Below are 20,258 nucleotides of genomic sequence, written 5' to 3'. Positions count from 1 at the left end.
GGCTCCCGGCCATGTACGTTGAGCGCAAACAGCGAACATGATGGTTCCCTGATAGTTGTCCTCTGAATAGTTTATCCCGCTACAGCGATAAATGTGATTGCTCCATCGCGACGCTGGCGTAAAGTTTATTCAGTGATGCATTTTATTTTTTCGTTGCAGGGATATCAGGTGTATATATTTATCTTACATTATTTATCAAAATAATCATTGGTGGGTGATATAGGTCCCGGTATTGAATATTCATGATGCTTTATCTTTTGAATTGAATTGTTGACTTGGTGAATAAATTAAATTCTTAACCTGTTAAGTTGATCGGTAATCTACTTTTGTTTTATCATCATTCCGTTTTATTCCCGCTAATATTCAATGATCCTTCCTCAAGGAAAGGAACTGTTATGGCTGTTACGTTCCAGAACGAAGTGCCCAAAGCGCGTATTAATCTCAAATTATCACTTCATACCGGCGGAGCGCAAAAGAAGGTTGAACTACCACTAAAGCTGCTTACCATCGGCGATTTTAGTCATGGGAAGGAGAACCGGCCTTTATCGGAAAGAGAAAAAATCCAAGTCAATAAAAATACTTTTAACAGCGTACTTTCGGAATTTAGCCCGGAAGTAAACCTCTCGGTGCCGAATACGCTGGCCGGCAATGGTGAAGAGGAGAACGTCAGACTGCGTTTTACCGATATCAAAGATTTTGAACCGGAGCAGATTGCCCGGCAATTTCCGCAGCTCCGCGCCATGCTGGCGACGCGTAACTTATTACGTGATCTCAAATCCAATCTGCTCGATAACGCCACTTTCAGAAAAGAGCTCGAGACAATCCTGAAAGATCCGGCGCTGTCCCAGGAATTACGCGGCGAAATGAGTGCGCTTGCTCCGAAATAACCGGGGGCGCGTCTGTTAATGGATTAACCGGGAAAATGCTAATGTCTGTTACCACAGAAAACAGTCCTGTCCAGGGGCAAACCACGCTACAGGAAAACACGGCGGGAGAGGCATGGTACTAGTGAGCGGCGAAGATATGCAGCTATCAGCCAGTGATAATATGACGCTGACGGCGGGTAAACAGCTAGATGTCGGTGTGCAGAAGGACTTTACGCTGGCGGCCGGTAAACAACTCAGCCTGTACAGCCGTGAAGGGGCAAAACCGTTCAGCTCGCAAAACGATATTGATATTCAGGCTCAGGGTGAAAATATCACCACTTGGTCGACACAGGACACGCATATTTCGAGTGGCAAGAAACTGGTCGTTACGGCACAGGATGAACTGACGCTGGTCTGTGGAGGCTGCTATATCAAAATCAAAGGCGGGAATGTTGAGATTGGTGGACCGGGTAAACTGCTGTTTAAGAATACGGGCATCAGGAAAGCGGGCACTGGCAATATGCAGGGGGGGATGAAGTCGTTTGAGCCTTCAACATTTGATGAGAAATTTATAATCAGAAATGCGCTAACAAAAGAACCCATGCCTGGCAGGGCATACAAAATCACTATGCCAGATGGTTCTGTTATTTCCGGTGTGACAGATGATTCTGGAGCGACGTCACTCAATTCATCTGATGTTATCGACAATATGATTATCAGCTTGGTTAAGGCGAATTAAGATGAGATGGAATCAGTCAGACAGAAAAGTGCTTACAATTATAGCCATTGTCGGTGTGCTCCTCTATGTCATTTATAAAGGCATGCAGTTCCTGGCAGGGGCCAGTATGGGGGCCAGTTTTGGAGTGGGCCTGGGAGGAATGAGTGGTTCTCAAAAGGTTGAAGTGTCGCGGAAAGTTGAAACGGATGCTCCGCCACAAATTATTTATCGCATAGATAAAAATCGATACTTGACGCTGGAAAACTACATATCCTGTGATAAGGGTGGACAGGTATATTACAATGACTCTCAGCGGGGAATAAAAACACACCTGGGATGGGATATCGAATTTTATGATTTTTCCTATCGCCGGGGAAATAATTTAGTAGCTTATAAAGGCTCTGTTATTAATGGGGCAGATAATGGTTATCTGGCACTCCCCGGCGCATCTACCAGACAATATTGTGGTAGTGGAAGGTCAGAGCGAGGTTGTCCTTTGTTTTTCTTCTTTTCAGCAGATCATGGAAAAACCTTTATCTATAAAATTATAGCTGAGGAGTATAGTACCCCTGAACGGTTCAGTAAGCTTAAAGTGGTAGTGGCTAATGATGGGGTTTATTTAAAAGATGAGTCTCAAACAGAGAGTGTATTTTCTCACCCTATAGGTCTTCGCGATCTTCATTCAGTGAATAAATTAATATTTTCAGACGGAAAATTAATCAGTGTTTATGATGATTGGCAGAAAAAAGTTCATGAGTTAGTGAGAAAAGAACTGATAAGAAAAAAAATGCCTTATGCAAATGATTATGGACCCACATTTCATATATTCGACTATATCAGAAAATTAACACCTCCTAAAACTCATGAGGAGAGAAATTTGATGGCAAATGAATTGTCAGATATTCGAATCAGGATTGAGGATGAGGTTTATAGTCACAGGATTGATTTTCCGAAACTTTCAACGAAAAGTATCGATGCTAAATATCTATGTAATAAAAGCATTGAAGCTAAAATCATCACATATACCAATGAGTCAAATGGGAAAAAGGAGGTGGTAAAAAATGAACAGTGATTCTGAACCCATCCGGGAACTTGAATGTAAATTTGATGATAATTGGCATCCGTCCTGGTACTCATTTCCATCTCATAAAAATTGCCAGATCAAAGGCGATTGTGATTTACCACCACATTTTCCTGGTATTATTATACTTGTACACGCTGTAAACTCGACAGGAGAGTGGTTTTCAATTGCGGAGAATAAACTTTGCGAAGGCCTGAATAAGAGGCTTGGATTAAACGGGGCAGATTATAAACTGGAGGCCAAAAAATATCTTTCTGACGATAAAATAAATTCTGAACCTCTAGTGTTCCGAGATTTACCTGAAGTTGATAAAATAAGTCTCCAGTTATTCGTTTTTACTGGGGGTATTCCTCACCTAAATAAAGGATTAACAAATGGGGAAGTTTGTCGTCGTTTTAGGGGACGTGACTTCGCACGGTGGCAAAGTCACATCAGCCTCATCCAGCTTCGATATATTCGGTAATAATGCCGCACTTTTGAATGATACCGTAAGTTGCCCGAAACACGGTATGAATAAAATTATTGAATGCGATGTTTCTGCGTATGAAGAAAACGGGCGTGGGATTGTATTGCATGGCTGTAAGACACAGTGTGGTGCGAGTCCGGATATGGAGGTTGGCTGATGGGATGGTCTCTGCCGGAAGTGCCTGAAAAAGATCAGGCACCATCCTGGTCACCGTGGATCTGTCTGTTGATTATTATTCTCGGACTTTTCACTGGGCTGCTTATTGCGGTGCTGAAATCACTAACGACAGGGTTACTTTCATTGAGCAGTGGGGCTTGGTTACCACTGACGATCAAGACCTTTGCGGGAATTTCGGCAGCCATCGCGGTCTATACTTTCAGCCAGGAAATGCTAGCAATTCGTGTCTGGAACTGGAATGAGTGGTGCAGGAACATGCGCCTGAAGTGGCGTTTACGTGCACAACAGCATCTTGTCATTCTCAGCCATGTTTTCATCACTGCCGATACGGGATTGTTAGGTCGGCTTGCAAATACGCAGGAAGGGGGAGAGACCTGGAACGCGACGGCACGGAATTTCTCCCTGAAGGACGCGGGCTGATACGTCATCTTAAACAGCAGCATTATCTTGCTGCTCAGGCTTGCCTTTACTATCCGGTTTACCCCTGTTTTTCTTTACGAGCAGCGTGAGGCTCTGTCTGTAGACTTCGGCTGATATCCTGCCCCTGTGCCTCTGTCCGCGCCGGCAGCCGGTTCGATAAAAAACAGGGGTCAAAAGCCGCTGTACGTCACTGGCGGACGCACAAAGATCCTCCTGAAGCAGCAGGGACAGCATGTATTAGCCGGCTGAAGGCGAGACCAGCGCTTATGCCAACGACGCTGTTGGCAATGCTGCAGGATAAATATCCCGGTCAGTCCCCCAACAGTCTCCGCTGGATAATGCAACGGCGGGGCCGCGAACGGACGTTGCAGTACGGTGCAGAGCAGGAGTTTATGTTCCGCCAGCGGCATCAGGGCCTGTGTGGCCTGGGTCGGAAATGAGTGAAAATGCTGAGCACAGCGCCAGTCACCGGCCGCTACCGGTTGCCTGCTGCCTGCAGGCAACCTCAGCTACATTCGCAATGTATCAATGACCGCTCTCAGCGCGGGCGACACATTGCGGTGCGGGTAATAGAGATATGAACCTTCCAGACGCTGGCTATAACGCTGGAGCACCCGGATAAGTGTGCCCTGGGCTAGATCGTCGGTAATCAGCTCTTCCGGGACATAGGCCAGCCCCAGACCGAGCCTCGCCGCTTTGGCCTCCATATAGCTATCGGCGAAAGCCCACTGTCCCTGAGGCGGGTGGGTGATTTTTTTGCCATCCACATTAAGTTCCCAGGCGTAAAGGCTACCGTCGCCGAACTGATAAGCGATGCAGGGGTGGGCGACTAAATCGGCGGGCGTTTGTGGAAAGCCGTAGCGGCGAAAATGTTCCGGGGTACCCACCACCGCCATCTCCATATCGGGCGAAATGCGTACCGCAATCATGCCGCTTCCGACTTCCGGGCCCAGACGCACGCCCGCATCAAATCGCTGCGCAATAATATCGACAAACCGGCTTTCGCTGATCAGTTCCAGTCTGATATCGGGATAGCGTTGTTTAAATACTGCCAGCTTCGGCAGCAGGACTTTATCAATGGCATGCTGGCTGGCATTGATGCGTACCGTACCGGAGGGCGTTTGACGATAGTGGGCCAGCGTGGCGAGTCCCATATCTAAGGCGTCGAAACCGGATTCGACATTGTGATAGAGCTGCTCACCCGCCTGAGTGAGCGACAACCGGCGGGTGGTACGCACCAGAAGCTGAACGCCCAGCCGCTCTTCAAGTTCACGAACCGCACGGCTTACCCCGGACTGCGCCAGGCCAAGTCGTTGCGCTGCGGCGGTAAAACTGCCTTCCCGCACCACCTGCATAAACAGATAGAGGTCATTATAGTTTTCCCGTTTCGCCATTCTCCCGCCTCGTCACCCAGATGCCATTTAGAACAATATGGTATTAATTTTAGCATTTTTCAGCCTCTAATCAGAACCATTACTGCTGGCTACACTAAGCGCACGACAACAAAGCACAGCAGCTTTGTCTACTGAAGACTTGCATTGATCACGTTTATTTAGGGGAATTTTGATGACGGTTTTCACCAAAAAACTGACAGCCGCGATACCCGCCATGCTGCTTTGCGCCTCATTAACTGGAGTCACAACGATGAGCTCTGCTGAGACAACTAACCCGAATGCGCCTGTTTCAATGATTGAAAAATGGGACAAAACTTTTGCTGAGAGTTCGAAAGTGGATCACCGTAAGGTGACCTTCCTGAACCGCTACGGGATAACCTTAGTTGGCGATCTCTACCTGCCGAAGGATCGCGGTGAACGCAAACTGGCAGCCATTGCCGTGAGCGGTCCCTTCGGCGCGGTAAAAGAGCAGTCCAGCGGCCTGTATGCCCAGACGCTGGCCGAACAGGGGTTTGTCACCCTGGCGTTTGACCCATCCTATACGGGCGAAAGCGGTGGCTACCCACGCAACGTGGCCTCACCGGATATCAATACCGAGGATTTTAGTGCCGCGGTGGACTTTCTGGGCCTGCAAAAAGAGGTGGATCGCAACCGTATCGGTTTGCTCGGCATTTGTGGCTGGGGCGGTATGGCCCTAAACGACGCGGCGATGGATACACGCGTCAAAGCGGTGGCGACCAGCGTAATGTATGACATGAGCCGCGCGATGGGGCATGGAGTGGGCGATGGCAAAGACCGCTATACCACTGCCGATCGTCGCGCCGTACTGCGCTATCTGAACGTGCAGCGCTGGAAAGATGCGGCAAACGGCACCTTCGTCACCGGTGGGCATGACATTTATGTTGATGATAAGGGCAACGTCAGCGCTGCCGATCGTATTTTGCCGGAAACCTTGCCCGCCAACCCCAACCCGGTCCTGAAAGAGTTCTTCGATTATTACCGTATGCCGCGTGGTTTCCATGCGCGTTCGGTTAATTCAACCGGGGCCTGGAATGCGACGATGCCGCTGTCGTTTATGAATATGCCGCTGCTGAGTTACGCCAGCGAAGTGACTATTCCGACGCTTATCGTGACCGGCGAAAAAGCCCATTCACGCTATTTTGCCGAAGATGCCTTTAAGGCCATCGGCAGTAAAGAGAAAGCGCTGGTGATTGTCCCAGGCGCAAACCACGTCGATCTCTATGACAACGTCGCGGGCAAAATTCCCTTTGCGACGTTCGCGCAATTTTTTAAAACCAACCTGAAATAGATCTCCTGTGCCGGAGACATCCCCAAAGCCGCCACGCGCCTGCGGGCGGCTTTGTCTTGTCGGAGAGAAATAATGTCTGCATTAGGTCACACCCGGGCACACTGGAGCGGCGTCCTGGCGATGACGCTCTGCGTATTTGTGCTCATTGCCTCAGAATTTATGCCGGTCAGTCTGTTGACACCCATCGCGGGTGATTTACACATTACCGAGGGATTAGCCGGTCAGGGCATTGCGCTTTCTGGCGCGCTGGCGGTACTGACCAGCCTGACGATATCCCGTCTTACCGGATCGCTGGACCGTAAATGGCTGCTGCTGGGGCTCACGGCGTTGATGGCAGCCTCTGGGGTGATTATTGCCCTGGCGTCCAGTTTCCCGGTTTATATGCTGGGCAGAGCGCTCATTGGGATCGTCATCGGCGGCTTCTGGTCGATGTCGGCGGCAACGGCCATTCGGCTGGTGCCGCAACGCCAGGTCCCCCGCGCACTGGCCATCTTTAACGGCGGCAACGCGCTGGCCACCGTTGTGGCAGCGCCGCTGGGCAGCTACCTGGGGGCCACCGTCGGCTGGCGCGGCGCCTTTTTATGTCTTGTCCCGCTGGCGGTGCTGGCCTTCGTCTGGCAATGCATTAGCCTGCCGTCGATGAAAAGTCCGCGCGCACCACAGCGGCAGGGATCGGTGCTGCGTCTGTTCCGTCTTTCTACGCTATCCCTGGGATTGCTGGCCTGCGGACTGTTCTTTATGGGACAGTTTACCTTATTTACCTATGTGCGACCGTTTCTGGAGACGGTGACCCAGGTCAGTCCTTCTGGTCTGTCCCTGATATTGCTGACAATGGGTATCGCCGGTTTTATCGGCACGCTGCTTATTACGACCGTTCTGAATGCCCGATTTTATCCGACGCTGGTGGCTATCCCGTTGTTAATGGCCGCAATTGCCGGAACGCTTCTGCTGGCCGGACACCACACGGGATCGGTCGCCGTACTGTTAAGCCTGTGGGGGCTGCTGGCGACGGCGGCGCCCACCGGCTGGTGGACATGGATTGCGCGGACGCTGCCCGAGGATGCGGAGACGGGCGGCGGGCTGATGGTCGCCGTGATCCAGCTATCGATAGCCCTCGGGTCAACGGTAGGCGGCCTGGTGTTTGATAGTCTGGGATGGCACAGCACTTTTGCACTGAGCGGTCTGTTACTGCTGGGCGCGGCAGGGGTGACTTTTCTGCTCTCTGTCAAAATCAGATCATCTCAGCGCACTGCGATTAATGAATTGAATGCATAAGTCAAATCAGGAATGACAGGCTAATCGTGACCGCGTTCCTGTCTTACCATGGTGTTTTAACATGAGGGGAGCTTCACCGTGGAATATTCAGTATTAAGTAACGCTCGCAAAATGCCGATGCTGGGTTTCGGCGTTTTCAAGGTGACCGATAAAGCGGAGTGTAAGCAGGCGGTGTTGAACGCCATTCGCATCGGTTATCGCCTCATCTATACCGCTGCCGTCTACGATAATGAAGATGCGGTGGGTGAGGCCGTGCGCGAAGCCATCGCCGAAGGTCTGTGTACCCGCGAGGCGCTGTTTATTACCTCCAAACTGTGGGTCCAGGACATGGCCAACACCGGGATGGCGAAAGCCGGGATTGCCGCGTCATTAAAAAAATCGGGCCTGGAATACTTTGATCTTTATTTGCTACATCAGGCGATGGGCGATTATTTCAGCGCCTGGCGTGCGCTGGAAGAGGCCTATGAGGCCGGTACCCTGAAAGCGATCGGCGTCTCCAATTTTTACCCCCATGTGTTAGCTAACTTCTGCGAAACTGTCAGAATTAAACCAATGGTGAACCAGGTTGAACTGCATCCTTATTTCGCGCAGCCCGCGGCGCTGGAAGCCATGAAGCATTATCACGTTCAGCCTGAAGCGTGGGCGCCGTTAGGCGGTGGCAGACATAATCCGTATCAAGATGCATTGCTTCGGGGGATCGCCGATGCGCACCAGAAAACCATTGCGCAGGTTGTTCTGCGGTGGAACGTGCAGCGTGGCGTCACGGTGATCCCTAAATCCACCCGCCAGGAGCGCATTGAAGAAAATTTTGCTATCTGGGATTTCGTATTAACAGATAACGAAATGGCGCAAATCAGCGCCCTGGATTTAGGCTATGTTGGCGAAGCGGTAAAACACTTCAACCCTGAGTTCGTTCGCGGATGTCTGGGGGTGAAAATCCACGACTGACCGCGGCACCGATTGGCTCCATCTTCATCTCCCCGCCTGCGCCGCGGCGACGGGCTCGGTATGCTGGTTAGCACCCACGTGTTTGCCGCGACGGTTGTCAATGCGGTAGACGATCGTCACGGGCTGCGGGCCGGCGGGGGTGACGGTCAACTCCCTGACCATTTGGCCAGCGTCGGGCGGCAGGGTCAGCGAGGTTTCTCCCTGAGCGAGCATCTGGCCATTTTGCCTGACCTGCCAGGTCAGGCGGCAATCCTCGCAGGCTGCCCAGGTATCGTTAATCGCCCACAGGCGCACCGTCGCCGGGCTTCCCTGACGCCAGCTGGCGGTCACCGGCTCGATGGACGGCAGGATCGGCTGATAGGCGCGCTGCAGGGCATAGTAACCGGCCTTCGGCTGGCGCAGATAATCCACCACCCCCCAGTTGATGGAGGGCCATGTCTCGACAAACATAAAGTGGAACAGGGCGGTCACCGGCTGATAACGCTGGCGGCGATAGCTCTCCGCCGCCAGCGCCACCAGCCGGGCCTGATATGCTTGGGTGTTTTCAATCATCTCCTGAATATTGTTGCCTCGTGGAATACCGGCAAATTTAAAGGTCTGGAAAGGCTGAAAATTATGGTACTTCCATCGCACCCAGCCGGGGTCGTCGGCAGCGGTGGTTTTCGGCCACAGCAGACGGGCCGGGATAATGGTCTTCAGGGTGGAGAGCCGGGGCAGCGCCTGGGCGCCAAACTCGGTAATAATCCCGGTTTTCGCCGGGGCGAGCAGGTCGCGCAGGGTGCCGAAATACCACCCTGCCCAGTAGTGCTCTTCGACAGCGGAAAAGCGATGCACGATGCGGGAGGTGTCTTCCGCCAGCGCATCGCCCACCCGCTGCGTCAGGGTCTGGTTTAAGGTTTTACGCCAGTCGGGGAAGCGTTTCTCCATCCACGGCGAGTTCCACGGCGGCTCGTTGTGACCGCCCCAGACAATAATCGCCGGTGAATTGCCGAACTGGTCCATCATCGCCCGGGTCTGGCGCACGGCGTTATCGGCGAAGGCGGCGCTGTCATCATAACCCCACTGCAGCGGGACATCCTGCCAGATCATCAGTCCCATCTCATCGGCCACCTCATACAGCGCGCGGCCCGCCACGTGGCCGTGTACACGAATGGCGTTGGCGTTCATCGCCGTGACCAGTCTGAAATCCCGACGATACTTTTTCCGCGTCATGGTGCTCAGCCACGGCGAGCCAATATAGTTGCTGCCCTTGATGAACAGCCGTCTGTCATTGATGCGCCAGCCCTGATTATCCGCCAGCGCTTCCACCTTACGTAATCCGGTGCGGGTGACGGCGGTATCCATGATCCCCCGCTTATCCACGAGGGTGGCGCGCACGCGGTACAGGTTCGGTTTACCTGTGCCCACCGGCCACCAGAGCTTTGCCGAGGGCATGGGCAGCGAGACGCGCAGAGTGCCTGCGGTATTCTCCAGGGTGACCGCAAAGGCCTGCTGAAAAGGCGGGCCGGAAAAATTGTCCGGAGTGGCCGTCAGGCGCAGCGTGACGGGGCCGGGCGTCACGGCCCGATAGCGGATTTCGGCACGCAGCATGGGCTTCTCCAGCCCCTGTTGCCAGTCCGGGCGCAGGATCACCTCGTCGATAGTGACGCCGCGGCTCAGATGGAGCTTCACCGGCGCCCAGATCCCCCCGGAGTTGGCATCCTGCCCCTGAACCGACCAGGCGCCGCCCGGACGGGTATCGTGCTGATTGAGGATCCCTTTCATCAGCGTCTTGTGCAGTGGCCAGATCTTTTGCGGGTCTTCATAGGGGCTGTCGACCCGCACGGCGAGCTGATTATGGCGGCGAACGGCCCCGGTGATGTCCACCGGGAAGCGCTGAAAATAGCCTTCGTGCCGGGTCAGCGTCTTGCCGTTGAGCGCCACCTCGGCAAAGTAATCGACGCCGTCAAACACCAGCGTAGCCATGGCGTCCGGCGTCAGGCCATGCAGGGTAAATTGATGGCGATACCACAGGGCGCCCTGATGATCGTATCCGGCGCTGTACCAGTTTGCCGGTACCCGCAGCGTGCGCCAGTCGCCGTCCGAAGCCTGCGCGCCGGCGAAGGCGCTGTCGTTGGCGTCATGCACCCGCCATTGTCCGGCCAGTGACCAGGTCACCGGCGCAGAACCGGCGTGCGCCAGCGGCAGGCAAATGACCAGCAGCAGAAGACGTCTAGCGATCATGGGGAACCTCCTGCGTTCTGCGGCGCAGCCACAGGTGGCAGCCCGCGATCGCCTCGGTCAGCGCGTCGCGCAGGTCGCCCGGCACGCTTTGGTCTGGCGAGGCCGCCTGGCTCTCCAGCCGCTGGAGCACACTGGCAAGGCGTTGAAAACCAAGGGTGGCGGCCTCGCCGCGCAGTTTGTGGGCGGCGCGGCGCCATGTCTCCCGGTCATTGGCGTCAATGGCGTGGTTGAGGGCGGCGGCCGCAGCATTAAGTCCTGCAGCGAAGAGTCCCAGCAACTCCTCGACAAGCTCAGGATCGTCGGCGCACTGTTTCAGCAGGCGGGCTTCGTCCGGCAGGCCTTCCTCTTCCTCCGGCGCGCTATCTTCCGCCGCGCCGACGCGGGCGATGGCTTCCCGTAGCGCCTCCTGGCTCACCGGCTTAGCGATATAGCCGTCAAAACCCATCGCCAGACAGCGTTCTCTATCGCCCTGCATAGCGTGGGCGGTCATGGCAATCGCGGGCTGATGTTGCCTGCCCAGCGCGTGGGTCTCTTCCCGCAGCAGGCGGATGGCGGTTTCACCGTCCATCTCCGGCATTTGCAGATCGATCAGCAGAAGATCCCAGCAGGCTGCGCGCCAGCGCTCCAGCGCTTCCCGACCATTGTTCACTACCTCGCAGCGATGACCCAACTGCTCCAGCAGTCGTCTGGCGACCTTCTGGTTTACCAGGTTGTCCTCGGCGAGCAGGATATTTAGCCCGGTCTGGTCCCTGACCGGTTGCGCAACGGGGGCAGGCGTTGTCGTCGCCACCGGCGTGGGCACCAGAATGCCGGCGATAACCTGATGCAGTTCGCGCTGTGCCACCGGTTTATGCAGATAGTGGGCAATGCCGATGCGCTTAAGCATATTGGCGTCAAAATGACGGCTCATGGAGCTGAGCATAACAATCTGGTTTTGCCTGGCTTCAGGCAAAGCGGAGAGCTCCAGCGCCAGGGATACGCCGTCCATATCCGGCATCTGCGCGTCCAGCAGGATCAGCGGCCATGGCGGGCCTTCGGCGGCCCGGCGTAGCGCCTCGCCAGCGTTGTTCACGCAGGTTGGCATCAGTCCCATCTGGCGAAGCATGGCGTCAAGCAGGCGCAGGTTGGTGCTGTTGTCGTCAACCACCAGCACCCGCTGGTGGTTGAAGCGGCTCAGCGGGGCGCTACCGGAGGCCGCGGCGTTCAGGCCTTCCAGCGGCAGGGTGAAGGCAAATTCGCTGCCTGCCCCAGGCTGGCTCTCCACCGTCAGCTCACCGCCCATCAGGCTGACCAGGCGGGCCGAAATGGTTAACCCCAGTCCGGTGCCGCCGTAGCGACGGGTGGTGGAGCTATCGGCCTGGCTGAAGGCCTCGAAGATCGCCTTTTGCTTCTCCGGGGCAATGCCGATGCCGGTATCGCGAATGCGAAAGCGCCAGCGGTTGTCGTCCTCGGCCGGCGCTATCGCCAGCAGGACCTCCCCCTGATGAGTGAACTTCAGGGCATTACCCAGCAGGTTGGTCAGGATTTGCCGCAGCCGGGGGCCATCGACGATCAGCACCTCAGGCACCGCAGGGGAGAAATCCACCAGCAGCTCAATGCCCTTTTCGCTGGCGGCAGGCATATGCGGGCGGATCAGCGACTGAACAAAAGGGCGGATCTCCAGCGGCTCTACGTCCACCTGCATCTTGCCCGACTCAATGCGTGAAAAATCAAGAATGTCATTGATAATGTGCAGCAGCGACTGGGCTGAGCTCATCACCAGCGAAAGGTACTCTCGCTGCTCCGCGGTCAGCGGCGTGTCGAGGCAGAGCTGCGTCATGCCGAGAATGCCGTTCATCGGGGTGCGGATTTCGTGGCTCATATTGGCGAGGAAGGCGCTTTTCGCTTCGTTCGCCTCGCGGGCCTCCTTCGCCGCCTCAATGGCCAGCAGCTCTGCGGCTTTACGCCGGGTAATATCCTGCAAGGTGCCGATCACCCGCTCTGCCTGCTGCTGCATGTTAAGGGTGACGATCTGCCCCGAGAGCAGCATCCAGCGCCAGCCCTGCGTCGGGTGCTGGACGCGAAGCTCACATTCAAAAACCGGCATGTGCTCGTTTTGCGAGGCGATCATCGCCTGCTGCAGAGTGGCGCGATCGTCCTCGTGGACCAGGTTGAGCATAAAGCGCAGCGGAAAGCGCCACTGCGCCCGCGACTGGCCGACCATCGCCAGCAGGGTGTCATTCACCTGCAGGCTGTCGCCGGAGACCTGCCAGTCCCAGATGCCGATCTGGATCGACTCCGCGGTGAATAAAAAGTCATCATGCAGTTGATGACGCGAACGCCGGGCCTCGTCAAGCTCGGTGATGTCGGTATGCAGGCTGACAATCCCGCCATCCGCCAGCCGCTGATGCTGAACGTAAATCCGGCGGTTGCCCGACTGGCGGACCTCGCAGTGGTTCGTCTGGCGGCAGTTGCGGATAATCGCCTCGCGCAGCGTCTGTTGCCGGCCTGGGTCGATGTTGTATCCGGCATCGATAAACTTCTCCGCCAGGCTCTCAAGAGAGGCGCCGACGGCGAGCCAGGGCGCGATCGTTGGATAAAACAGCGCCACCTTATCATTCCAGGCCTGCAGTCGTTCGCGCTCATCGTAGATCATCACCGCCGAGGGCAGGAGGTTAAGGTCGTTACGGTTAGCGGCATGCATGATTACTGGCCAACAGTTTGATAGTGGAGCTCCGCCTGGCGGCGCAGATACTCGAGCCCAGGGGCGATTGCCATTGCCCATGCGGTGAGGATCTCCTCATCGCACAGCGGATCGCAGGCGCGGACGGTTTTGAGCATCGCTTCCCGCCAGAGGGCAAAAAACCGCGGCGGTAGACGCAGGCCTTCCTCGCTTTGCGCTCGCGCCAACCGTTCCAGAAAATCGGGTACAAAGAGGTCGCCGTTGACCGCCAGCATGGCGAAAAAGCTCTTAAAGATCATCTGCTGGCCTTCCTCGCCGGAGCGTTGGGAGAAGTGCTGCTCGGTTTCCGGTGACATATGGATAAAGGTGCTGTAGAAGGCCTGGAAGAAGCGCTGTTTGTCGTGCTCTGGTACGACGCGATTCAGGCTGGCTTCAAAGAGATCGCGATAAAACTTCATGGTGCGCTCCTTATGACCCGTTCGCCCGGCAGGCAGCGTCGGGGCGGGTTAAATTCGTCCGTCGCGCGGTGGGCAAAGTAGCTGTTGTCATCCGCGAGGCCGTTTTTGAACAACGGCCCGGCGTTGTGTTTGTAAAACAGCGCCTCCAGCACCATGGCGTTGGTGGAGAGGGTGAGGGTGGCGTTGACGTCGCCGGTGGCCTCGACCCGTCCTTCAAACCAGCCGCGCTGCGGGTCGTTAAGATGGGTAGTGACCGCCATCAGCGCATCGGTATACTCGGTTTCCCAAAGCGTCCACAGGACAAAGACCGCTTTGGTGGTCACCTGCGCCAGCCGGGGGTAGTACTTCCCGTCGTCCCCGAGCGTATTCCAGGCGTAGCCATTCCCCCAGACGGTGTCTTCCACGTGCCAGGGCGCCTGGGTAAGCGAAAAATCGGCCCGGGCGGTAAGCACCTTATCCTGCGTCCAGCGCGTTTTCTGGCTGAGCCATATCCCTTCCGCCCGCTCGCGCATGGCTTTTTGCGCCATCTCCGGCACGCCGGGCGGCTGCCAGCCGAACTCCAGTCCAGGCAGCATGGCGGGCAGAGTAGAGAGCACTACGGGTTGCCAGGTGGTTCGCGGGTCGCGGTCGTCAACGGCGAGGCGGCGCTGATAAATAATCACATGGCGCGCCGGGGGGGAGAGGGCCTTGCCGGCCGGAAATCCCCACAGGCGAAACGCGCTGGCGGCGTATTCACTGTCTCCCAGCCGGAGCTCCTCGCGGATCGTCCGCTGACCGTTCTGCAGTGAGGCGGACCACAGCTCCCCGTCTTTATCGATAACCGGACAGAAGTTCCAGCGCAGGACAATTTTATCAATGTATTCACCATACTGCGGCGCGCGTTCGGCGGTGAGCCGCAGGGCGAGCATCAGTCGGGCCATATCTTTTGCTGACCAGCCGCTGGCCGCCGGTTTGCCGCTGAAGTCGACAGGGGTCGCCGTCTGAGTGGAGTATAGCCTGCCCGGCGAACCGCCGTCGGTCAGCGTCAGGCGATTGAGGGTGCCGAGCAGGGGCGTCAGGCGGGCGTCGAATTCCGCTTCCTTTACCAACCCCAGCTCTCTGGCGGCGAGCAGGGCGATAAGGGTGTCGCCCATCTGCCATAGCGTTGCGCGGGGCTGTTTGTCGCTGCCGTTGACCAGGCCGGTTTGCGGCTGGGTATTGTTCTCGACGTACCGCCAGGCGATCTGCGCCCACGAGCGCTCCTGCGGCGTCAGGCTGCTGATGCGGGCAGTGGTGTGCCAGCCGCCTTTGGTCAGCCAGCGCCACCCCGCGCCTTCGCGATAAAACAGCGCCAGGGCGATAAGAAAAAGGACGACGGCGATGGCCAGCCAGCGGGCTAGGGTTTTAAGCATTGCGCGGTCACCGGCGGAAGTTTAACGGGCTCGTCAGCCTTGCAGGCGGCACACTGGCAGGCCTGGCAGGCGGGTTTGGTGCGCTGCGTGGTCCCGGTCTGCTCGCACCATGTTTTGACGGCGGGGGTGTTGCTCAGGAACGGGCGATTGCGCGGGCCGTTATTGGGTTCAAAGAGATCCACCAGCTTCTTGTCCCACAGCGACGGGGCGAAATCGCGGTTTTTCGGGTTGTCGCTGGAAAACTGCAGCAGTTTTCCCTCCTTTTTAAATAGCAGTGCTTCCAGCATGATGCCGTTGTTGTTGGCGGTAAACTCATTGATTGGCCCGTCGCCGTTCTCATACAACCCCTCGTAATAGCCTTTTCCCGCTTCGTTCGCGTTTTCAATGGCGTCCAGCAGACGATCGGTATAGGGCGAGTTCCACAGCACCCACATCCCCATCGCCGCTTTGAGCGACACGGCGGCGCTATTCGGTACGAACTGGCCTTTGTCGGTTATGGTGTTCCAGTTAAACCCGTCGCTGAACACGGTGTCATAGACAAAGTACGGGGATTTATCGAGCTGATGCTCGGAGCGGGCGGTGAGGATCCCGGTGATGGCGTAGCGATTCTCCTGGGCCTGGTAGACCCGGTCAGCGAAGTTTTTCATCCAGGGATGGGAGTACTCGCGCGGGCTGTTGTTCCGGTCACCAGGGTTATCAAAGCCAAACTCCATGCCATACAGCACGTAGGATTCACTGACCACATAGTTATGCTGGCTGGTTTGCCGTGGGTCGCGCGAATCATAGGGGACCAGCACGCAGTAAATCTCCGCCAGCTCGTAGGGCTGCGGCCGGCTGGCCTGACAGGTGTTAAATCCCCACAGCTGAAAGCCCGCCGCGCCGTACTCCTCGTATCCCAGACGGCCTTCCTGAACGTATTTGGGCTGGCCGTTTTCCAGATACGCCCCGTACAGCGTGCCGCAGGGATCGACCACATGGCTAAAATCCCACCCCAGCACCACATTATCGATGCTGTTGCTGTATTCCGGATAGCGCTCCTTGATCACCTTCAGCCAGATCAGCATTCTGCCGATATCCAGCGCCGAAAAGCCGATTTCACCCGGCTTGTTCTGGTAGTTAACCTTTTGTCCGCTTATCGTGTTATAGGCTTTGTTGGGTAGTTCGTTACGGAATAAATCGAGCTTATTCAACGTGGCGAGAAACTTCAGCATCCGACGGTCGAACTCCGCCTTATCAATAATCCCCAACTCACGGGCTGCGGTCATCGCGGCCAGATAGGAGGCGCTGTCCCACATGGTGGTGGAGGGGTATTTGTTTACCGCATTGACCAGCCCGGTGGTGGGCTGAAAGTTGGCGACGAAGTATTGCCAGGCGTTTCTGGCGATAGTCATCTCTCTCGGCGTCAGCTCCCCGCTGCGCGGGGCGTATTCCGCAGCCGGCAGACCGGTCGCGGCCTGCGCGCCGGAGAGCGAGAGCCACAGCGCCATGAGTCCGGCCAGCAGGGGAAAACGGGAAAAATAGGTCAGCTTCATGGCGTTGCTCCTGCTGAGGACGAGGGTAGAGGGGCAGGGCTCAGGCAGGCCAGACACAGCATCTGCCCCCGGGAAATGTAGGCCAGGCTTTCGAGCACGATCGCGTTGGTATCGCCGTCAATAACGTCGTTGACGCTGCGGTTGAGATTTAACCCTCGCTGCCAGCCCTTGCCCGGGACCTGCAGCGTCTGCACCTGCTGGCGCAGCGCCTCGCTCCAGCTATTACGGAACAGGGCGTACCAGGCAAAGGCGGTGCGGGTGGAGGTGATCGCCGATTGCTCCGGGGCGGCGCTGCGTGGGGCGAAGGCGCTCTGCGGCTGCCGGTCCGCCAGCGCGCTGGCATAATCCGGCGCGGGCTCGGCGTAGTCAGTGCTGATCGGCGGCTTGCTGACCCTCAGGCTATTACGGCGCTGCTGGATTTGCATGATGCGCCAGGCGATCTCCGCACTCTGCGCGTCAAAGCCCAGCTCAAGTCCGGTGAGCAGGTACGGCAGGCTGATCAGCGAAGGCTGCTGACCCCAGGGCGTGCGCAGCCCCTCGTCGGGCACCATGATGCCGTCGATATCGATCATCTGCTGCCCCTGCGGCGGGTTGGTCACCGCCAGCCCCGCCGCGCTGTCGATCAACCGCAGCGTATGGCTGGCGTACAGCCGGTAGCCAAAGCTGTCCCGCGGTTCATCCGCCGCCAGCGCCCAGTGGTGCAGCGGCGCCGCGGCCTGGCTGGCGGGGCTGTTGCTGATGAGCGCGCCGACCCGCCACTGATTAAACAGATCCCGCACCGCGGCGGCGTGCTGAGGATAGCGCCAGAGCAGGGTTTGCAGGGCGGTGAGCAGGCGTCCCATACCGATGGCGGAGGAGTCCGGGTTGCCGAGGATATGCAGCGTGTCGGCATGGTACTGAGCGGCGGGCAATCCCTGGGCGTTGAGGGGCAGTTGACCGAGGGTAAACAGGGCGGCGGCAATGCGCTCATCACCTTCGGCGGCGGTCACAATATGCAGCTGCTCTGCGGCGACCACGGCGAAAAGATAGCTGCCGACGCTCCACAGGCTGAGCCAGGGTTCGCCATCGTGCGCGTTGGCCAGGCCGTTTGGCTGGGTATTGTTGACATAATACTGCCAGGCCACCCGCGCCCAGATCGCCTCGTCAAAGGTCAGCTCGCGCGGGGGAGGGAGCGGCGGAAAATCCTGGCTCAACGTCATCCCGCCGCTGCTCTCGACGCGCGCGGGCATTTGTTTTTCCACCCACACGACAATCGCAAAACCCAGCAGGAAGCCAATGAGGATAGTGAGATAGCTGCGCGCGGATAGCAGGGCGTCGCGGATCCTCATCGGCTCGCCTCCTGCTCTTCGGGGGCGTCCACATGGCGGCGAAGATCAGTGGCAGCATGGCGGCAATATTCACCGCGCCCCAGAAAATGTTGATGACGTACCCGGAGGGTCGTCAACCTGACCGCGCGCCACCTGAATACCGCCCCATATCAGCCCCGTGAGGGTGAGCAAAACGATGGCAATTTGCGGCTTGACGAGATAGAGAAAACGGCCCGTCTGTCGCTCTTTCGGCGTAACGTGAAATTTGATCTGCTCCCCGCGCAAAACGGTGTCCAGCGCCCGCAGATTCATCGAGAAAAAGGAGAGGTAAGAGGCCCGGCCGTCCCAGGCAGAAATGCCCCAGGTGCCGAACATAAAGGCCAGTTCGGAGACAATAAAAAAGGGTAAAAAGTGCAGATAGAAAGGGGTAGACCACGCCGACACCGGCGGAATGCCGGTGAAGAGATAAATAACTGGCGAGATCAGGAATACGGTGTTCCACACGCAGGCCAGATACGACCAGAAGGTGGTCGCGTACATCAGCGTTTGCGGCAGCGAGAGTTTAAAGCGGCGTCGGTTGAAGATGTTGTCATGGAACAGGATATCCAGCGATCCGGCGGCGTACTTAAAGCGCTGGATCATCCACGTCAGCATATCCTGCGGAGAGAGCATTTTCGACTCAATCCGCGGGTGCATTACCGAGCGCCAGCGGCGGGCAGCGTCGCCGTGCAGCAGGATGGAGGTATAAATATCTTCCGAGACGTGGAACTTATAGGGCGTCAGTTCAGTATCGAAGGCAACGTGGGGGCGCATGGCGTCCTGCAGCGCTTCCCGCGTTGCCGGGTCATGAATATCCCGCGTATGACGCGCGATTTCGGCGTCAACGCTCCAGACGTAGCTGCGCAGCGCCGCCTGCATCACCGCTTCCCGTCGGTGAACGGAGGCGGCGCCACAGCAGAACGCGGCGTTAGCCCAGTTGCGGCGCCGTAAAATCACGTCGTAAAACATGCGCGGATCGTTGAAAAAAGGATCGCGACCAATGGTCACCGGACCGACGATTTTCTGCGCCAGCCAGCCCACGCCATAGCCTGCACCGCCTGCTTTACGCCGCAGCCAGCTCGCCAGATCCTCTCCTTCCGGGAGATCGAAAAACCATTGTGGGGTCTGCACCCAGGCGACGTCCGGATCGCGAAAATAGCCGAGCGTGTGGCTCAGCAGGGTCGGGAAAACGCGGGTATCGGCATCACAGATGATCAGAAAGTCGCCATCGGTATGTTCCAGCCCGTTGCGCAGGTTACCGGCCTTGTAGCCGATATTGCTCTGACGGGTGATATAGTTCGCCCCCTCCTGCTCGCAGACCTCCTTCATCTCCGGGCGACGCCCGTCGTCAAGGACATGCACTTTATAATCGAGCGGACCGGGATAGGTCATCTGCATGGCGTCACGGATCGACAGCCTGACCAGCTCCACGTCTTCGGAATAGGTGGCGATAAACAGATCGACTTTAATCGGCCTCGACTCCACCGCTTCATCCGCGCGCAGACAGTCGTTGATCTCCGTCGGGGGGACCCCTGGCGGAGGATCTTTTTCCTGCCATAAATTAATGGTGAACAGAACTGTGCCAATCCACGCCAGGGTTTCCGCCAGCACCAGAGGGATCGCATACCACAGTGCGTCAGTGTTTAAGGACGCGGTCCAGCGCCAGTAAAGATAATTAGCGCCAAGCACCAGGGCGGCCACAGCTAATACCTGCCAAATCATTCTCACCCAGCGCGGGGTGCTGAGCGGTTCAGGCGGTCGGCGATGTTCAAAACGGGAAAAATAAAAATCCATAGCAAGGATATCCTGATTCCGCGCTGGGTTTGAATGACAGGTCTGTTATCGATTGGGGCGTTCTGTAGAACGCACAGGGGCTTATAAATAACAGTAAAGTGAGTGTAGATGGTGGCGCAAAAATTTCAACAGCGCGAACTGATAGTCACCGGGATGACCTAACATAGTGTGATACACGCCGGCGGAATTTATAAAACG

15 protein-coding genes and 4 pseudogenes are annotated in these 20,258 nt (G+C 56.7%); 11 read left to right on the top strand and 8 right to left on the bottom strand.

Going from position 1 to position 20,258, the window contains the following annotated elements; translation table 11 throughout:
• Nucleotides 1–395: 395 nt before the first annotated feature.
• The 8 genes and pseudogenes from tssB to LPQ25_RS14785 all read left to right on the top strand — a co-directional run.
• Complete coding sequence (gene tssB / locus LPQ25_RS14815; RefSeq protein ID WP_014907745.1) at nucleotides 396–887, top strand: type VI secretion system contractile sheath small subunit; 492 nt, start codon at nucleotides 396–398, stop codon at nucleotides 885–887.
• Between the two features lie 41 nt (nucleotides 888–928).
• Nucleotides 929–1,006 (top strand): annotated as a pseudogene (locus LPQ25_RS27420) (hypothetical protein); the annotation flags it as partial.
• A pseudogene (locus LPQ25_RS14810) lies at nucleotides 994–1,605 on the top strand (DUF2345 domain-containing protein); the annotation flags it as partial. The pseudogenes LPQ25_RS27420 and LPQ25_RS14810, both read left to right, overlap by 13 nt.
• 1 nt (nucleotide 1,606) lies before the next feature.
• A complete protein-coding gene (locus tag LPQ25_RS14805) occupies nucleotides 1,607–2,656 on the top strand; it encodes a T6SS immunity protein Tli3 family protein (RefSeq protein ID WP_014907743.1) in 1,050 nt (349 codons plus the stop codon).
• Entirely contained in the window at nucleotides 2,646–3,128 is a 483-nt protein-coding gene (locus tag LPQ25_RS14800; protein ID WP_223274112.1) for a T6SS effector phospholipase Tle3 domain-containing protein, read from the top strand. The genes LPQ25_RS14805 and LPQ25_RS14800 overlap by 11 nt, the downstream gene beginning before the upstream one ends.
• The gene (locus LPQ25_RS14795; RefSeq protein ID WP_015874708.1) at nucleotides 3,040–3,288 is read left to right on the top strand and encodes a PAAR domain-containing protein; all 249 of its coding nucleotides are present in this window, start codon (nucleotides 3,040–3,042) and stop codon (nucleotides 3,286–3,288) included. The genes LPQ25_RS14800 and LPQ25_RS14795 overlap by 89 nt, the downstream gene beginning before the upstream one ends.
• Nucleotides 3,288–3,728 carry a hypothetical protein gene (locus tag LPQ25_RS14790; protein ID WP_015874709.1) on the top strand — a complete coding sequence of 147 codons (441 nt, stop codon included), beginning with the start codon at nucleotides 3,288–3,290 and terminating at the stop codon, nucleotides 3,726–3,728. Before LPQ25_RS14795 ends, LPQ25_RS14790 begins: the two co-directional genes overlap by 1 nt.
• 131 nt (nucleotides 3,729–3,859) lie before the next feature.
• Nucleotides 3,860–4,156: pseudogene (locus LPQ25_RS14785) on the top strand (IS21 family transposase); the annotation flags it as partial.
• An 81-nt stretch (nucleotides 4,157–4,237) separates the two neighbouring features.
• On the opposite strand, the gene LPQ25_RS14780 reads toward LPQ25_RS14785, so the two are convergent.
• On the bottom strand, nucleotides 4,238–5,122 hold the full coding sequence (locus LPQ25_RS14780; RefSeq protein ID WP_015874710.1) for a LysR family transcriptional regulator: 885 nt from the start codon (nucleotides 5,120–5,122) through the stop codon (nucleotides 4,238–4,240).
• A gap of 172 nt (nucleotides 5,123–5,294) precedes the next feature.
• On the opposite strand from LPQ25_RS14780, the gene LPQ25_RS14775 reads away from it, so the two are divergent.
• The 3 genes from LPQ25_RS14775 (at nucleotide 5,295) to LPQ25_RS14765 (ending at nucleotide 8,654) form a co-directional block, all read left to right on the top strand.
• Nucleotides 5,295–6,431, top strand: a complete 1,137-nt coding sequence (locus LPQ25_RS14775) for an alpha/beta hydrolase (protein WP_014907741.1) — start codon at nucleotides 5,295–5,297, stop codon at nucleotides 6,429–6,431.
• 72 nt (nucleotides 6,432–6,503) lie between these two features.
• Complete coding sequence (locus tag LPQ25_RS14770; RefSeq protein ID WP_004179500.1) at nucleotides 6,504–7,706, top strand: MFS transporter; 1,203 nt, start codon at nucleotides 6,504–6,506, stop codon at nucleotides 7,704–7,706.
• Between the two features lie 78 nt (nucleotides 7,707–7,784).
• Complete coding sequence (locus LPQ25_RS14765; RefSeq protein WP_226340340.1) at nucleotides 7,785–8,654, top strand: aldo/keto reductase; 870 nt, start codon at nucleotides 7,785–7,787, stop codon at nucleotides 8,652–8,654.
• 24 nt (nucleotides 8,655–8,678) lie between these two features.
• On the opposite strand, the gene LPQ25_RS14760 is transcribed toward LPQ25_RS14765, so the two are convergent.
• The 7 genes and pseudogenes from LPQ25_RS14760 to LPQ25_RS14730 all read right to left on the bottom strand — a co-directional run bounded on the left by LPQ25_RS14760 (nucleotide 8,679) and on the right by LPQ25_RS14730 (nucleotide 20,060).
• The gene (locus LPQ25_RS14760; RefSeq protein ID WP_004183743.1) at nucleotides 8,679–10,877 is read right to left on the bottom strand and encodes a glycoside hydrolase family 2 protein; all 2,199 of its coding nucleotides are present in this window, start codon (nucleotides 10,875–10,877) and stop codon (nucleotides 8,679–8,681) included.
• Nucleotides 10,867–13,560 (bottom strand): hybrid sensor histidine kinase/response regulator, encoded by a 2,694-nt coding sequence (locus LPQ25_RS14755; RefSeq protein WP_234599471.1) that lies wholly within the window; start codon nucleotides 13,558–13,560, stop codon nucleotides 10,867–10,869. Before LPQ25_RS14755 ends, LPQ25_RS14760 begins: the two co-directional genes overlap by 11 nt.
• A gap of 2 nt (nucleotides 13,561–13,562) precedes the next feature.
• Nucleotides 13,563–13,997: a globin gene (locus tag LPQ25_RS14750; RefSeq protein ID WP_004179506.1), complete on the bottom strand. Its 435-nt coding sequence runs from the start codon at nucleotides 13,995–13,997 to the stop codon at nucleotides 13,563–13,565.
• Nucleotides 13,994–15,388: a DUF3131 domain-containing protein gene (locus LPQ25_RS14745; protein ID WP_014907738.1), complete on the bottom strand. Its 1,395-nt coding sequence runs from the start codon at nucleotides 15,386–15,388 to the stop codon at nucleotides 13,994–13,996. Before LPQ25_RS14745 ends, LPQ25_RS14750 begins: the two co-directional genes overlap by 4 nt.
• On the bottom strand, nucleotides 15,373–16,920 hold the full coding sequence (locus LPQ25_RS14740; RefSeq protein WP_004203929.1) for a DUF3131 domain-containing protein: 1,548 nt from the start codon (nucleotides 16,918–16,920) through the stop codon (nucleotides 15,373–15,375). The genes LPQ25_RS14745 and LPQ25_RS14740 overlap by 16 nt, the downstream gene beginning before the upstream one ends.
• Complete coding sequence (locus LPQ25_RS14735; RefSeq protein ID WP_014907737.1) at nucleotides 16,917–18,248, bottom strand: DUF3131 domain-containing protein; 1,332 nt, start codon at nucleotides 18,246–18,248, stop codon at nucleotides 16,917–16,919. The genes LPQ25_RS14740 and LPQ25_RS14735 overlap by 4 nt, the downstream gene beginning before the upstream one ends.
• A pseudogene (locus LPQ25_RS14730) lies at nucleotides 18,245–20,060 on the bottom strand (glycosyltransferase). The gene LPQ25_RS14735 and the pseudogene LPQ25_RS14730 overlap by 4 nt, the downstream one beginning before the upstream one ends.
• Between the last annotated feature and the right edge of the window lie 198 nt (nucleotides 20,061–20,258).

Source organism: Klebsiella sp. KPN54798, from assembly GCF_021184225.1.
Lineage (GTDB): Bacteria > Pseudomonadota > Gammaproteobacteria > Enterobacterales > Enterobacteriaceae > Klebsiella > Klebsiella pneumoniae.
The sequence above is the reverse complement of the archived record's forward strand: the minus strand, read 5'-3'. Positions and strand labels throughout refer to the sequence as shown.